Origin of the sequence: Paenibacillus lupini (assembly GCF_011761355.1) — a bacterium.
GTDB classification, from domain to species: Bacteria; Bacillota; Bacilli; order Paenibacillales; family Paenibacillaceae; genus Pristimantibacillus; species Pristimantibacillus lupini.
In genome coordinates this window covers 104,469-120,653 of the sequence record NZ_JAASRW010000001.1, presented here as the reverse complement: position 1 = coordinate 120,653, position 16,185 = coordinate 104,469, and the positions used below count along the sequence as shown (strand labels likewise).

Sequence of the window (16,185 nt, the reverse complement as noted above, 5' to 3'; positions counted from 1 at the left end):
AAAAGCTCAACCTGTTTTATCAAGCCAAATGCTACACAAATCGGAAAGGCTCCGTATTGATGGAGGAATGAACAGCTTTTGTCTCATATTTCCGAGCAGCAAGTTGTTCCGTCAGCCATTCCGCTACACGTTGTTTCATAATTTTCTCGACATTATGACCGGGATCAATTATGGACAATCCATCAGCTAAAGCATCATGTGCTGTATGGTAATCAATATCACCAGTAATAAGCACATCAGCTCCAGCAAACTGAGCATGACGGGTATATCGTCCTCCAGAGCCGCCTAATACCGCAGCTTTCTTAATAATACGATTTGGATCTCCAACAAGACGAACATAAGGAACCTCGAATACTTCCTTTACCTTTTCCGCTAATTCGCCAAGTGTGACAGGAGAATCAAGCTTGCCGCTGCGACCAAGACCAAACGAACGGCCCTTCAAATCCACCGCATACAAATCATACGCCACTTCCTCGTACGGATGTGCCTTCAGCATCGCCTGTACAACTTTGCGGTGAACGCTATGCGGAACAATGGTTTCGATGCGGATTTCTTTGGCCTTCTCCAATACTCCCTGTTTTCCGATGAATGGATTGGTTCCTTCACCCGGAAGGAAGGTGCCCGTCCCTTCGATGTTAAAGCTGCAATGGCTGTAATCTCCGATGTGACCCGCACCTGCATTAAACAACGCTTGGAGTACCTTCTCATGATGATCCTCAGGTACAAATACGACCAGCTTGAACAGCTTATCCGTATGTACTTCCTCCAGACACTGACGACCTTCTGTCTTGATGCCAACGAGATCAGCCATCCAGTCATTAATTCCGCCATCAGCAACGTCGAGATTCGTATGCGATATGTATACGGCTATGTCATGTTTGATCAGCTTCTCGTACAGCTTGCCTGCTGGTGTAGCCGTATCCAGCTTTGCCAATGGACGATAGATAATGGCATGATGCGCGATTATGAGTTCGGCGCCGGCCTCAATTGCTTCATTAACGACTTCATCCGTTACATCTAATGCAACAACGACTTTACGGATTTCTTTATTTAAGGTGCCAAGCTGCAGTCCAATTTTGTCATTCTCAACCGCATAATGCTTGGGAGCAAGCTGCTCCATTATTTGGACGACGGTTTGCCCGTTTGCAAACATTGAAGCACCTCCTCAATTACACTCATTTCCTCACGGAACTGCTTCTTTTTAAGTTCCGCCTGTTCAAGATCCGATTGCGACATTTGAGCCACAATTTTTCCAAGCTTGTCGAGCTCAAACTGCCATTTTTTGAAAAAGACTTCTTTGGGCTCCCTAAGTAGATGAGGACCCATTTTTTCTAAAATAGCCGCACCCTTCTCCTGATGGGTAGGCAGCGTCAGGAACGATGCATCATAAACTTCAGCATTCCGCTTCAGCACTTCTGCTTCCTCATATTTAAAAGCATGAAGCACTTCATAGATTTTATCGTCTTCTTCCAAAATCGTCTCTTCTGCAAGCAGCCAGCCGCGTTTGAGCAGCCAGCTTCTCACGAACTCTTCGCCTACGTTTGGCTGGAGTACAAGCTCTTTAACCCCATCCAGCTTACCGGCTAAATAACCTTCTTCCAGAATGCCGCTCATTAAGCTGCCGCCCATGCCGGCAATAGTAACGGTGTCCACTTCTCCGGGCTGAAGGACGGAAAGTCCATCCCCGCGGCGAACTTGAAGCTTACTCGTTAATCCAGCATCGGCTGTCTGTTTACGTGCAGCCTCGAACGGTCCAGGATTAAGCTCTCCAGCAATGGCCGATTGAACTCGGCTCGATTGAATTAAATAGACCGGAAGCAGCGCATGATCAGAACCAATATCTGCTACGCGCGAACCGGGTGTCACAAATTCTGCAATCGTCTGCAGACGTTTCGAAAGTTTCAACATTAAGCAACCCACACCATCCAATTTTTTCGCATAAAGAATAATAATCCGCCGCCTGCCGCAATCTTAATCAGCAATTGAAGCTGAAGCTGAAGCATAACCGGCTCGTTCCATACAAGCATTTCATACAATTCAGGCATAAACCAAACGATCGCACATGCCGCAAATAACACCATCGCTGACGGTTTGGACCAACGGTGCACAAACCAGCTGCTCCAGCCAAAGAGGATAGAAAGAGGCATCCAATAGAGCTGGGACTCATACCAGTCGGGCGAACTTGTGAACTTAGCCAATAACCATGCATATACCATTATGCCCGCTAACCAACCACATAGATGCAGCAGCTGGATTCGTGCCGCGATTCCATAGATGACCCAAAATAACGCGCAAAAGCCAAGCATAGCTGCTTTCCAGCCCCACTCGGTTAGTTCATGCTGCTGTAAAATGTATAGCCCAGCACCTAGCATAAGCAACATGCCTGCCCCCGTAACAGCAAGGCCTGCGGCCTCATGACGACGGCGAAGACGGGTACCTAACCAGAGCAAGCAAGCGACGCCAACGGCCGTAACCCCAATTTGCAATAGCGGATGAAAAACGTTAAAATAAAGCACAACAAAGGAAATAAAGGTAAAAAAACCAAATGTAAGGAGCCAATGCTTGCCGGAAGCATGCTGTACAGCCATCACTGCTTTGGCTATCGAATGAGTAGATTCACGCTTCGTTTCCCGATCATGATCCATATACAAGTTAAGCAGAAAATCACAATATTGATCCGGCAGCAACTTGCCTCTGCGCCAGTGTTCAATTTCTCTAACGATAATCTGACGTCGCTCTTCATTCATATGCCTGATGTTGTCCTCTCAAGGTACAATATGATCAATTGGAAAAAAAGACCTTGCTGCAAGGAGCAGAAAGGTCGTTTATCGATCGTTTATTCTAAGAAATCTTTAAGCCGTTTGCTGCGGCTTGGATGACGAAGCTTACGCAATGCTTTCGCTTCAATCTGACGAATCCGTTCACGAGTTACGCCGAATACTTTACCCACTTCTTCGAGCGTACGTGTACGACCGTCATCAAGTCCAAAGCGAAGGCGAAGAACATTCTCTTCACGTTCAGTAAGCGTATCAAGAACATCTTCCAGTTGCTCTTTGAGCAGCTCATAAGCCGCTGCATCAGCAGGCGCCAATGCTTCCTGGTCTTCAATGAAGTCACCCAGATGCGAATCGTCTTCTTCACCAATTGGTGTTTCCAGCGATACTGGCTCTTGTGCGATCTTCATGATTTCTCTAACTTTATCCGTGCTAAGCTCCATCTCAGCCGCAATTTCTTCCGGCGTTGGTTCGCGCCCCAGCTCCTGAAGGAGCTGTCTCGAGACCCGAATAAGCTTGTTAATTGTCTCCACCATATGAACAGGGATCCGAATGGTACGCGCTTGGTCAGCGATCGCACGTGTAATTGCTTGGCGAATCCACCATGTTGCATACGTACTGAATTTAAAGCCCTTTTGATGGTCGAACTTCTCTACTGCTTTGATAAGACCCATGTTGCCCTCTTGAATCAAATCAAGGAACAGCATACCACGGCCGACATAACGTTTTGCAATACTGACAACGAGTCGAAGGTTTGCTTCAGCAAGTCTGCGCTTTGCTTCCTCATCGCCGTTCTCAATCCGTCTTGCCAACTCGATCTCATCATCCGCAGAAAGAAGCGGAACACGGCCAATCTCCTTCAAATACATCCGCACTGGATCATTGATCTTAATACCAGGTGGCAGTGCCAGATCATCATCGAAGTTGAAATCCTCACCTTGTTCCCGTTCTTGCTCTTCACCGCGGTTAAGCGGATCACGATCACGTTCATCGTTTTCGTTTAATACCTCAATACCTAAATCGTCGAGCTGTTCGAAAAACTCATCAATTTGTTCCGGATCTTGATCAAACGGAGATAATTTCTCCATAATCTCTTTATAAGTTAGGGAAGCTCTCTTTTTCCCCTGTTCGATCAATTGATCCTTCACTAAATCAAGTTTTTGTTCGGCATCTAGTTCAGTATGCTGATCATTCGCCATATTCCGACTCCCTCCTCCCTAGAACCGATCGTCAATTCGATCCTTTTAGCAGTCTCTCTAGGGTTATAATCTCACTTAACATTTGCGCTGCGAGCAGATGATCTCCGGCGCGTTCCGCCTTCACCATTTCTTCTTTTTTTCGGTCGACTTCCCGGAACTTAGGAACCTTGATTATGTCCAGTATATCGGCATCCAAAATGGCATCGTCAAAAGGAAAATCTCCGTCCATCATCAGAATGGCTGCTGCTGTTCTCTCCAGACGTTCGTCTTGGAGTGAAGCAATAAACCGTCCGGCATCCGGATCATAGCCCTGCGCATAAAAAGCGTATAAATAAGCAGCAAGCGCTGCGTGATCCTCAATATTGAACGCGTCCCCCAGTTTTTCATGAACAGTCTGCGCTACATCTCTGTCGCGCATCATGACATGAAGCAGCCGACGCTCCACATACGTATATGCGGGCTTCAGCGCAGGAGGCCCCGATCTTCGGCGATTTTCATTCCTACCATTATTCCACGAATTGTCGTTATTATCCCTTCCGGGTTTCTTTTTTTGCAATTCCTGATGCTTAATAAGACAATCCTGCTTCAATACTTCTAATGGGAAATCAAATTCGCGTGAAAGCTCCTGCAGATAAACTTCGCGTTCAATAGCGGAATCAAGCTCTGCCACAATTCCAGCGGCTTCAAGCAAGTAATTTTTTCGGCCTTCTTCTTTTAGCAGTATATGGTTTTTTCTTGAATATATAAGTCTAAATTTTGTAGTGGTGACAGGCTGATCAATGGCTTCACGAAGGAAGGCTTCCGGACCATATTCGGTGATGTATTCATCCGGGTCTTTCCCCCTTGGCAGCATGGACACCATAACTCTAAGTCCAGCTCCTTCAAGCATCGGAATGGATTTCATTGCAGCAGCTTGTCCCGCTTCATCACCGTCATAGCACACCACAATTTCTTCCGCCTGCCGGGCAAGTATCGTACAATGATCATCGGTTAAAGCCGTTCCCATTGTCGCGATCCCATTCTTAACGCCGGCACTCCAAGATTTAATAACATCCATATACCCTTCGAATAAAACGACTTGCTTGCTCTTGCGGATGGCAGGTCGCGCATGATGCAGATTGTATAGCGTACGGCTTTTCGTAAACAGCATCGTCTCTGGAGAGTTCAAGTATTTCGGCTGGCCTTCACCGATAATACGTCCTGCAAATGCCGTTACCTTACCGTCTCGATCCCAGATCGGAAATATAATTCGTCCCCGAAACCGGTCTACATATCCACTTCCGTCTGACTTGGCAGATAAGAGCCCGCCTTTCTCCATTAAGGAGGGATCGAAATTTCTTGCCGATAGAAATCGGCTTAGCGTATCCCATTGTTCCGGTGCATAACCAATCATAAAATGATTGATCAGCTTGTCCCCGAGCCCCCGGTCACGCAAATAGTCTTTCGCTACACGGCCATGCTGCGTGTTGTTCAGCAAGTAGTTGTACAACTTCGCAGTCAGCTCATGAGCCTCAAGTACTGCGCTTCGATCCGTATCTGCAGCTGTAGGCTTAGCGCCGTCCGGATTAGCCCAAGTAACCGGTATGCCTGCTTGCTCAGCCAGTACGCGAACCGCTTCTGGAAAGGTATAACTTTCAATTTCTTCCACGAACCGGATTACGTTACCTGTCTTGCCGCAGCCATAACAATGGAAAATTTGAAGTTCCGGCGTAACCGTAAATGAAGGTGTCTTCTCCGAATGGAATGGACACAGCCCCTTCATATATTTGCCGTTCTTCGTAAGATGAACGTATTTGCTCACCGTATCTACGATGTCATGATGACGGCGTACCGCCTCAATAACGTCATCCGGTATTTTACCGTAGGTCATTATCCATCACCTTCATCCTAATGACACGTAAATAATATTCGCTAAATGTCATGTTTCTCCTGCAAGATTGCTAAAACTTTTGTCAACTTTTGTTGAAAACGCTCCCGATCCTCGTTACTCATTGCTTTTGGGCCCTTCGTTTTACCTCCTGCACGCCTCCTTTTTGCTAATTCATGACGCCGTTCCATCAAATAATCGATGTTCTCGTCCGAATATTGTTCGCCGCGTGGAGATAAGACGATGGCTCCCTTCCCGATCGCAATACAGGCGAGGCCGAAATCTTGGGTAATGACAATATCGCCTTTGGTAATATGATTCACAATGTACAAATCGACGGATTGATCGCTTCGATCTACCTGTACAACGGATACACCCTCTTCAGGCACAAGACGGTGATCGTAGGAGGAGACCATAACGACCGGTACACGACTGCTGCGGGCAGCCCGAGCAATTTCCGTCTTGACGGGACAAGCGTCGCCGTCAACGACGATTGTCGGTTGATTTTGCTCCAATCAAGCATCACCGCTCACTTCTATATTTCAATTACCGTACTATTATATACGTCAAGACTTTAAAAAAATCCTGCATGAACCGTTAAATACCGCGAAAATGCTCCATAATTAGACTCGCTGTCTCTTCGACCGCCCGATGTGAGACGTCAATTACGACGCATCCAAGCTGTTTCATAATCGCTTCAGCGTATTCAAGCTCCTTCAAGATTCGATCCTCTGCCGCATAGGAAGCACTGTTCGGCAAACCGAGAGCCTTCAGCCGCTCTTTCCGTATGGTGTTCAAATACGGTACACCTATCGTTAAGCCGACGATCCGTTCTGCAGGGACATTAAATAATTCCTTCGGCGGCTTCAGCTCAGGGACGAGAGGGATATTGGCGACTTTGTATTTTTGATGCGCGAGATACATTGACAATGGTGTCTTTGAGGTTCGCGATACACCAATCAGGATTATATCTGCCTTTAGCACACCAGACGGGTCTTTCGCATCATCATAACGGACAGCAAATTCGACAGCATCCACTTTACGGAAATAATCCGCATCAAGCACATGGTTAAGACCAGGTTCTTGACGCGAATGACGACCGGTTTGCCGCTCCAAACTTTCAATCAATGAGCCCAGCAAATCAATAGCTTCTACCTCATGCTCCCTGGCCAAGCTCTTCATCGCATCCCGCAAATGAGGGATAACAAGTGTATACAGCACAATGGCGCCGGACAGCTTCGCCTGCAAAACAAAACGTTCCAAGGTAGGAACATCCATCACGAATGGTGCGCGACGGATGTCCGTTTGAACCGGATGGAACTGCGCAACCGCAGCCCGCACAACGAGCTCGCCGGTATCGCCAGCAGCATCAGATACAACGTAAATTATGACTTCCGCTGAATTGGGCATTAATCATCATCCTTCTTTCCATGTTCTTCAGGACTGACGAAAAAGATACGGGCGACGATTCAATTACCAAACAAGTTTCGAGAAATCAGCGATTGCCGTAATGTCATCCGCGATAACCGCAAGTGACGCCAGGCGGTTGTTACGTACCGCGTCGTCTTTTGCCATAACCATCACGGAATCGAAGTAAGCGGTAATAGCTTCTTTAAGAGAAGATAGATTAGCCAGCGCCGATGCAATATCCCCCTCAGCAATTGCACTTGCAACTGCCGGATGAGCTTTTTGCCATTGCTCATAAAGCGCGACCTCAGCTGCTTCTTCGAACAAGGATGGATTCACTACGCGTGATTCTGCTTTGGAAGCCAGGTTACATACGCGGTTGAATGCATCAATAGTCAATTTAAACTCACTGCGCTCGTTGCCGGATGTCAGTTCATTAATCAGAGATGCACGTTCTACCGTAATACGCAAATCATTAAAGCCAGTTGCCATTACAGCATCAACGACATCGTAACGATTAGCTTGCTCTGACAATACATTCTTCACGCGAAGGGCAAAGAAGTCATTCAAGTCTTTACGAATTTCATCCTCGCCGCGTTTCATTCCACGTTCTGTATGGACAGCTAGTGCAGCATCGAACAGGTCCGTCAGCTTCAAATCCAGGCCTTGAGCCAGAATAATCTGAACGATTCCCGAAGCTTGGCGGCGCAATGCGTAAGGATCCTGCGAGCCAGTTGGAATAATACCAATTGAGAAGCAGCCTGCAATTGTATCCATTTTGTCCGCAAGGCTTACGATAGCACCAACAACAGAAGCTGGAGCTCGGTCACCGGCAAAACGAGGCTGATAATGCTCGTTGATTGCTTTCGCTACCAATTCGCTTTCGCCTGCTTTACGAGCATAGTCTTCGCCCATAATCCCTTGCAGCTCTGGGAATTCGTATACCATTTGAGTAACAAGGTCGAATTTGCAAATATCTGCAGCACGGCTTGCTGCAGCCGCAGTATCAGCATCAACACCAAGTTTCGCAGCCAGCAGATCAGCCGTAGTGCGGATTCTTCTCACCTTATCAGCAACCGTACCAAGTTCCTCGTGATAAACGATATTCTCAAGCTTCGCAAGTGCATCGTTAATAGCGAGCTTCTGATCTTCCTCATAGAAGAATTTCGCATCAGACAGACGAGCGCGGAGTACCTTCTCATTACCTTTTGCCACATTCTCAATCGAAGTCCGGTCACCGTTACGCACCGTTACGAAGAACGGCTGCAATTGACCTTCTGCATTAAGTACCGGGAAGTAACGCTGATGTTCACGCATCGACGTAATCAGAACCTCTTGCGGGATGTTCAAGAAAGCAGGATCGAATGTTCCATATAATACGTTCGGATACTCGACCAGGAATAAGACCTCTTCGAGCAAATCTTCTTTAATCGCAATTTCCCAGTTCTTCTCTTTCGCAAGTTCCTTAATCTGAGACACAATCAATTGCTCGCGTTCAACGACGTCAACAATGACATACTGCTCGCGAAGACGCTCTTTGTATTCAGCAGGCGTCGAGACAACCGTCTCATCACCTAGGAAACGATGACCGCGTGATACATTGCCGCTCACTACGTTCGTAATCTCCAGCGGAATGATGTCTTGACCAAATAAAGCAATAAGCCATTTGATTGGGCGAATGAATTTCAGTTCATAACTACCCCAACGCATGTTTTTTGGAAATGACATCGATGTAATCAGGTTTGTCAAACCTTCCGGCAATACGGAGGCTGTGTCTGTCCCTACGCTGCTTTTGTTTGCATACACATATTCAACGCCAGCCAGCTCTTGGAAGAAGAACTGCTCAGGCTCAACGCCTTGGCTGCGTGCGAAGCCAAGCGCCGCTTTGCTCCAATTGCCTTGATCGTCAAGGGCGATTTTACGCGAAGGACCTTTTACTTGCTCATTCACATCCGCTTGTTTCTCTTCAACGCCTTGTACATACAAAGCGATACGACGCGGTGTACCAAATACTTCTACCGCTTCATGAGGAATACGAGAGTCAGCAAGCCATTTGACTGCTTTCTCTTTCAATTGATTCATAGCACCGCGTACGAAACGCGCCGGTACTTCCTCAAGTCCAATCTCCAGCAATAAATCTTTAGCCATTGTTCTCCACTCCTTTCTTCAGCAGCGGGAATCCAAGACGTTCCCGTTCCTCCAAATAAGTCGCCGCACAAGCACGCGCCAGGTTACGAACACGCATAATGTAGCCCGTACGCTCTGTTACGCTGATCGCGCCGCGGGCATCCAGCAGGTTGAAGGTATGGGAACATTTCAAGACATAGTCGTAAGCAGGGAATACTAGCTTATGTTCAATGGTCTTCTTCGCTTCTTCCTCATACATGTTGAACAATTGGAATAACATCGCTGAGTCAGAAGTTTCGAATGTATATTTCGAATGCTCGAATTCAGGCTGCCAGAATACATCGCCATATTTCACGCCTTCAACCCATTCCAGATCAAACACGTTTTCTTTTTCTTGAATGTAGGAAGCTAGACGCTCCATACCGTAAGTAATCTCTACTGCAACCGGGTTCGCATCAATACCCCCTACTTGCTGGAAGTATGTGAACTGAGTGATTTCCATACCATTAAGCCACACTTCCCAGCCAAGGCCCCATGCGCCAAGTGTTGGCGATTCCCAGTTATCTTCAACAAAACGGATATCATGATGCTTTGGATCAATGCCAAGACGCTTCAAGCTTTCCAGATAAAGCTCCTGGATATTGTCCGGGGAAGGCTTAAGGATAACTTGGAACTGATGATGCTGATACAACCGGTTTGGATTCTCGCCATAACGGCCGTCTGCAGGACGACGGGAAGGCTCAATATAAGCAACATTCCACGGCTCCGGACCAATGGTACGGAGGAACGTCATCGGGTTCATTGTACCCGCGCCCTTCTCTACGTCGTACGGCTGTACGAGAATACAGTTTTGTTCTGCCCAGAATTGCTGCAGTGTCAATATCATGCCTTGAAAATTCATGATTTTTTCTCGCTCCTTTATTCTTTAGTAAGGCGAATGGAGAACGCAAAAAACTCTCGTCTCTACGCCTGCTGCCAGACGTAGGGACGAGAGTTGACTCCCGCGGTTCCACCCTACTTGACTTCGCTTCAACCGCTTCATTCCAAGCGGTGTGCGAAAATCCTCTTTTGGTTAATTGACTCCGGAGTGCCGTTTCACAGTTTAGCTTGTCTGGGCTCACACGATCCCCAAATCGCTTGTTCAAGGTTTGAACTGCTACTTTCTCCATCACTGTCCATATATTGATATTCACATATATTAAACATTTTTAATGCAGTTGTCAAACAGGCGTTAGGTATTATTGCCCATCCTTTTATTCGAATGAGTATTTATCCATCTGATCTAGAAAGGAACGGGATTTAAGAGGAATACCAATTTGAACATCCATCAGCTCACGCATCATTTTTTTCAATTCTTTCTTGGTCTCCGGCTTAACCTGAATTGTTCCGAGACGTCTTATATCCATTCGGCTGAACAGCCTAAGCAGCTTATAAGCACCCTCACTCATCGCCATTGCCTGGGCATCATTTCTTGCACACCGAGGACATAACACGCCTCCTGAATGCGGACTAAGTCGAAAAGGCCCTTGATCGGTCGAGCAGCCCACGCAGAATTCAAGCTCCGGTGAATAGCCAGCTGCCTCTAATATACGCATCTCGTAAAGATGGGAAACAATTTGCGGGTCTTTTCCTTCCACCATTGCCATCAAACCAGCTTTCAGCTGTTCAAATAACAATTCACCAGATTCGTCCTCCTGCAGCGTCTTGTCAGTAACCTCTGCTAAGTAAGCAGCATAAGCGGACAAATCCAGTTGTTCACGTAAAAGATGGTGAGATTCGAGAATCTCACCATGATTGAGAGTGCCAAGCCCTTTATTTCGGAAAAAAACGAATTCACCATATGTAAATGGCTGCGCGAGAGAAGCATGTCTGCTCTTCACCTTCTTCGCGCCGCGCACCATTACACCGAGCTTACCGTTTGTTTTCGTAAGCAGCGTAATAATTTTATTGCCTTCCCCATAGTCCATGCTGCGGATGACAATGCCCTCCACACGATATAACATGATTTGATTCCTTCTCCCCCATGCTTACTTCAAGGCAGCCTGCAGGATAACAAATTAAAGGGCAGACGAATCCTCGAACTCAGCAGCAAGCTCCTCATTGTCCCCCGGCAAATATTGAGGATGATTCTCTGGACCAAGTTGATCCATTTCCTTGTAGAGCATGTATGACTCCACATCACCGGTCAATGTAAAATACTTCCACGAAAAATTTCGCATTCGTATTCATCCTTTCCGCCTTGGAAATGAAGCCCTAGACGGTACTTAGGATACGATAAATACTCGAATGCTATCCTTAACAAATTTCGTCAATAAAAGCTTAATCATGTCTGAATCCGAAATCCTTCAAGACGCGCTCTTGATTGCGCCAATCCTTCTTCACTTTGACCCAAAGCTCCAGGAAAGTACGTGATCCAAGCAATGCTTCGATATCGCGGCGTGCCTGCTTGCCAACTTCCTTAAGCAGAGCACCTTTTTTGCCAATAATAATCCCTTTTTGAGAGTCACGCTCGACGAAAATAACAGCCCCAATATACACCACACCGTTCTCCTGCACACGCATATCTTCAATACCAACGGCAATGGAATGCGGAATTTCTTCGCGGGTCATATGCAGGATTTTCTCACGGATCAGCTCTGAAACGACAAATTGTTCGGGATGGTCTGTTATTTGATCAGCCGGATAATATTGCGGTCCTTCAGGCAAATATTTCTGGAGCTGTGCAAGAAGCGTATCGACATTGTTACCTTGAAGCGCCGAAATCGGCACAACCTCTGCAAATGGATACATATCCTTGTATTGCGTAATAGTTGCTAGAAGCTGCTCTGGCTGTACCTTATCGATCTTGTTCATCACAAGAAATACTGGCGTATCTACTTTCTTGAGCTGCTCAATAATGAATCGATCGCCGCCGCCAAATCCTTCCGCTACATCAATCAGGAAAAGCACGGCTTCTACCTCTTTCAAGGCGCCTTCTGCCGTCTTCATCATATAATCGCCAAGCTTGGATTGAGGCTTATGAATACCAGGCGTATCGAGAAAGACAATCTGCGATGTTTCCGTCGTATATACACCATGGATTTTGTTACGAGTTGTCTGGGGCTTGTCCGACATAATGGCGATCTTCTGCCCGATTAAATGGTTCATAAGCGTCGATTTCCCTACATTCGGCCTGCCAATAATCGCTACAAAGCCGGAGCGGAATTTCGTGCTTGAAGTTGTGTTTTGATTCATCTTTATTTTTAACTCCCTTTCTCTAATGAAGCCGGCGTGAATGCGCCGGGAAGCAGTTCTGTAACCGTCATGATATTCCAGTGACCGTTCAGATTGCCCATTACAACCGGCATATCCGGTGAGCAAAGCTCGACCAGTACCTGCCGGCAGACACCACAAGGAGTGATAGGTCCCTCCGTATCGCCCATGACTGCAATAGCCTGAAATTGTCCAGGCCGCTTACCGTCTGCAATTGCCCGGAAGAGAGCTGTGCGTTCAGCGCAATTACATGGACTATAAGCAGCATTCTCCACATTACAGCCATAATGAATGTGGCCGCTGTCGTCAAGAAGTGCCGCACCTACACGAAAGTTGGAGTATGGTACGTAAGCTCGCGACATAGCCTCCTTCGCTGCTTCAAGCAATTTCGAATACTCTTTCGATAATCCCTCGAACGCCATGAGCCTCACTCCTATTCTTCGTATCATTTCACGATAAAATGCCATAAGGGCGGCCCAAGAATGAGCAGCCCGATTATAACAGCAATACAAGCTGCAACAAGTACAGCGCCGGCAGCCACATCTTTCGCCGCTTTTGCAAGCGGATGAATGTCAGGGCTAGCCATATCAACGGTATTTTCCACCGCGGTATTCACCATTTCCAAGGAAATAACTACCGCAATAGTTAGCAGCAGAACTGCCCATTCCAAGCGTGTCAACGGGAGCATCGCTCCAATTAGGCATACAATCACAGCGGCTATCGAATGAATCTTCATATGCCTTTGTGTCCGAACTGCCAAGACAATCCCTGAACAAGCATAGCCCAAGCTGCGAATAAACTTCAGCATTAACGAGACAAACCTGCCTTTTGCAGGACCGCTTCCTGTTTACCGGTCATCTCGGCTTCGCCTGCATCGTCCATATGATCATAGCCAAGCAAATGAAGGAAGCCATGTACGAACAGGAAGCCAATCTCCCGTTCCAATGAATGACCATAATCCTCACTTTGCTCCTGTGCTTTCTCAACGGAAATGACAATATCGCCAAGCATGCCGGAGATTGGATCTACTTCGTCCTCACTCTCCACCTCAAAAATAATGTCGAGCTCTTCTGTTCCGTCATCCTGCATGGCAAATGACAGTACATCCGTAGGACGGTCGATTGCGCGGTATTCACGGTTAAGCTGATGAATCTGCTCGTTATCAGTAAACGTCAGAGTCACTTCACCATCCGTCAGTCCTTCCATCTCGCCGGCGATCTGAAGAAGCTGTTCTAACCTCTCAATCCATTGATCAGGAATTTCAATTTTGTCTTGTTCATTGCTCCAGTCTAATTGCAAGCTCATGAAAGTTAACGCTCCTTTGGTTTTACATCTTCCGGATATTCAATGCGCGAGTGGAATATGCCAATTACACTTTCCTTCAAGGAATGAGCGATTTTATCAAGCTCTTTCATTGTCAGATCGCATTCATTATATTGATTGTCATCTACCCGACTTTTAATAATCTTCTGAATCATTGCCTCTACCTGTTCCACTGTTGGGCTTCTCAGGCTTCGGACAGCAGCCTCAACACAATCGGCAAGACCAACGATAGCCGCTTCCTTTGATTGTGCTTTTGGACCCGGATAACGATAGTCGTCTTCGGTGAAGTTTGCTTGGATCCCCTGCTCCTCGGCCTGTTTAAGCGCTTTGAAGTAGAAAAACTTCAGCGAGGTTGTTCCATGATGCTGCTCCGCAATATCGCGGATAGGCTTCGGAAGATTTTGCGACTTCAGCATATCCACACCGTCACGGGCATGCGCCACAATGATCGATTTACTCAGCTTCGGCTCAATCGTATCATGAGGATTCTCCATGTTAGTCTGATTCTCGATAAAATAGCTTGGCCGTTTCGTCTTGCCGATATCGTGGTAATAGGAACCGACGCGGCAGAGCAGCCCATCCGCACCAATAGCCTCAGCAGCCGCTTCAGCCAAGTTGCCTACCATAACACTGTGGTGATAAGTTCCCGGCGTCTCTGTTAACAGCTTGCGCAGCAGCGGATGATTCGGATTAGAGAGCTCTACCAGCTTCAAGGCAGACAATATACCAAACGTAATTTCAAAGAATGGCATAAGACCAATCACAAGAATAGCGGTTAACAATCCACTAGCGAAAGCGAATGCGAGTGAGTACACTAACGGTCCTTGTTCCAGCTGTTCCGTCAGGAGCATTAACGACAATACGGCTAGCGAGCCAAACAAGCTGACCATAATGCCGGCTTTCAGAATCGTGGACCGCTGGCTTGCCCGATGGATCGAGAAGATCGCCGCTAGGGAAACAACGATGATGACAAAACCATATTGGAAATCGAAAATTTGCCCTGTTTGTGTATTCAGTATAATACTTCCTGCTATCGCAAACAAAACGGAGCTTATTAAAGCAAGATGCACATCAAGCAGCAGCGTAATTAACATCGTACCCAGCGCAGCCGGCGCCAAATAACCTGCGTAAGGAGCCGAGTCTGTTTGTGTAAGTGAGATAACTTGCATCGTAATGATATTAATCAAATAAATGAGCCACAGCATCAGCAAATGAGTATTGCTGTAGCTTGGCTTCGTGCCGCTGCTGCCGCTATATTGATGCAGATAGGTGTACAGGCCGACAATGATCATTACGGACATTAGCAGCAGACCAAGCTGCGGCCAATAGTTCCGTTTATCCTGCAGCAGTTCAGATTCTTTCAACAGCTCATACATTTCAGGCGTAATAATCTCTCCGCGTTTCACGATGAGATCGCCTTCCTTGATTACAACCTGAGGCGTATTCTGCTTCGCCAGAATCTTCGCTTCGTCGGTAGCTTGTTGATCAAGGAACCGGTTTGGCATAATCGTAAAACGGGCCAATTCCTGCACAATTTCCCGGCTTGTACGATTGGTTAAGGAACTTGCGTTAACAAGCTCAGCAACCTTCGTCCGTGCCGTTTCTGCATCACGCAGCTGTTCACTCATCAGCTTGCGAACGACATCTAGACCAACGGTACGCATTTCTTCCAATTGGTCTAGCGATAAGTTAGGAAGCTTGTAGAATGTCTCCTCCGGGATCGTATAGACCTGCTCCTTGATCACCTTCGTCATTTCATCAAGCAACGTATCGCTGTATTTATCGGAGCCCATATTCATCTTGACGAAATTATCTGCGAACGTACTGTATTTACCGGGAATCTCATTCCGGTAAATTTCAACCTTGTTCTGTACCGTCACTTGATCATCCAGATTCAATTGCTCAATCCGGACAAAAATCTGATCAATCAGCTGTTCGTTGCGCAGGGCGACGTTCGAGTAAATCGAATCAATCTTATTCGCCGCCTCTTCCTGCGCTTCAAGTGTTGCTTTGCTATCAAAAATTTGATGTGGTGCTGCTATATCTTTATCACTTGGTGCATCCACTTGAATGTCATAAGTTTCTGGCACCACATGCGGCGCAAGGCTGAAATAAAATAACAGCACGAACATAAATAATAGCAAGTAACGTACAGCCGCGCTCTGTTTCCAGCCAGCCGGCTTCTCCCGCTGCTGGTAAGCTTGTTTACCGGCCTGAGTCTGATTCATGGAGCGGA

The 16,185-nt window shown here is 46.9% G+C and carries 16 protein-coding genes; all 16 read right to left on the bottom strand.

Features of this window, described 5'->3' with window-relative positions; all coding sequences use genetic code 11:
• Window positions 1–31: 31 nt before the first annotated feature.
• Window positions 32–1,153: a Nif3-like dinuclear metal center hexameric protein gene (locus tag FHS17_RS00570; RefSeq protein ID WP_167272527.1), complete on the bottom strand. Its 1,122-nt coding sequence runs from the start codon at window positions 1,151–1,153 to the stop codon at window positions 32–34.
• A complete protein-coding gene (locus FHS17_RS00565; RefSeq protein WP_167272511.1) occupies window positions 1,120–1,908 on the bottom strand; it encodes a tRNA (adenine(22)-N(1))-methyltransferase in 789 nt (262 codons plus the stop codon). Before FHS17_RS00565 ends, FHS17_RS00570 begins: the two co-directional genes overlap by 34 nt.
• Window positions 1,908–2,747, bottom strand: coding sequence for a hypothetical protein (locus FHS17_RS00560; protein ID WP_167272509.1), 840 nt, complete (start codon window positions 2,745–2,747; stop codon window positions 1,908–1,910). The genes FHS17_RS00565 and FHS17_RS00560 overlap by 1 nt, the downstream gene beginning before the upstream one ends.
• Before the next feature lie 89 nt (window positions 2,748–2,836).
• The gene (gene rpoD / locus FHS17_RS00555; protein ID WP_167272506.1) at window positions 2,837–3,973 is read right to left on the bottom strand and encodes an RNA polymerase sigma factor RpoD; all 1,137 of its coding nucleotides are present in this window, start codon (window positions 3,971–3,973) and stop codon (window positions 2,837–2,839) included.
• A gap of 31 nt (window positions 3,974–4,004) precedes the next feature.
• A complete protein-coding gene (dnaG, locus tag FHS17_RS00550) occupies window positions 4,005–5,843 on the bottom strand; it encodes a DNA primase (RefSeq protein WP_167272503.1) in 1,839 nt (612 codons plus the stop codon).
• A gap of 41 nt (window positions 5,844–5,884) precedes the next feature.
• A complete protein-coding gene (locus FHS17_RS00545; protein WP_167272500.1) occupies window positions 5,885–6,355 on the bottom strand; it encodes a YaiI/YqxD family protein in 471 nt (156 codons plus the stop codon).
• Window positions 6,356–6,437: 82 nt separating this feature from the next.
• The gene (locus FHS17_RS00540; protein WP_167272497.1) at window positions 6,438–7,250 is read right to left on the bottom strand and encodes a pyruvate, water dikinase regulatory protein; all 813 of its coding nucleotides are present in this window, start codon (window positions 7,248–7,250) and stop codon (window positions 6,438–6,440) included.
• 63 nt (window positions 7,251–7,313) lie between these two features.
• Window positions 7,314–9,395 (bottom strand): glycine--tRNA ligase subunit beta, encoded by a 2,082-nt coding sequence (gene glyS / locus FHS17_RS00535; protein WP_167272493.1) that lies wholly within the window; start codon window positions 9,393–9,395, stop codon window positions 7,314–7,316.
• On the bottom strand, window positions 9,388–10,275 hold the full coding sequence (glyQ, locus tag FHS17_RS00530) for a glycine--tRNA ligase subunit alpha (protein ID WP_167272490.1): 888 nt from the start codon (window positions 10,273–10,275) through the stop codon (window positions 9,388–9,390). The genes glyS and glyQ overlap by 8 nt, the downstream gene beginning before the upstream one ends.
• A gap of 352 nt (window positions 10,276–10,627) precedes the next feature.
• Entirely contained in the window at window positions 10,628–11,377 is a 750-nt protein-coding gene (gene recO / locus FHS17_RS00525) for a DNA repair protein RecO (RefSeq protein WP_167272487.1), read from the bottom strand.
• 54 nt (window positions 11,378–11,431) lie between these two features.
• The gene (locus FHS17_RS00520; protein ID WP_167272484.1) at window positions 11,432–11,593 is read right to left on the bottom strand and encodes a YqzL family protein; all 162 of its coding nucleotides are present in this window, start codon (window positions 11,591–11,593) and stop codon (window positions 11,432–11,434) included.
• 100 nt (window positions 11,594–11,693) lie between these two features.
• Window positions 11,694–12,608, bottom strand: a complete 915-nt coding sequence (era, locus tag FHS17_RS00515) for a GTPase Era (protein ID WP_167272475.1) — start codon at window positions 12,606–12,608, stop codon at window positions 11,694–11,696.
• 8 nt (window positions 12,609–12,616) lie between these two features.
• Window positions 12,617–13,048 carry a cytidine deaminase gene (gene cdd / locus FHS17_RS00510; RefSeq protein WP_167272466.1) on the bottom strand — a complete coding sequence of 144 codons (432 nt, stop codon included), beginning with the start codon at window positions 13,046–13,048 and terminating at the stop codon, window positions 12,617–12,619.
• A 23-nt stretch (window positions 13,049–13,071) separates the two neighbouring features.
• A complete protein-coding gene (locus tag FHS17_RS00505) occupies window positions 13,072–13,434 on the bottom strand; it encodes a diacylglycerol kinase family protein (RefSeq protein WP_167272459.1) in 363 nt (120 codons plus the stop codon).
• On the bottom strand, window positions 13,434–13,931 hold the full coding sequence (gene ybeY, locus FHS17_RS00500) for an rRNA maturation RNase YbeY (protein ID WP_167272455.1): 498 nt from the start codon (window positions 13,929–13,931) through the stop codon (window positions 13,434–13,436). The genes FHS17_RS00505 and ybeY overlap by 1 nt, the downstream gene beginning before the upstream one ends.
• Window positions 13,932–13,936: 5 nt before the next feature.
• Entirely contained in the window at window positions 13,937–16,177 is a 2,241-nt protein-coding gene (locus FHS17_RS00495) for an HD family phosphohydrolase (RefSeq protein WP_167272451.1), read from the bottom strand.
• Window positions 16,178–16,185 lie beyond the last annotated feature (8 nt).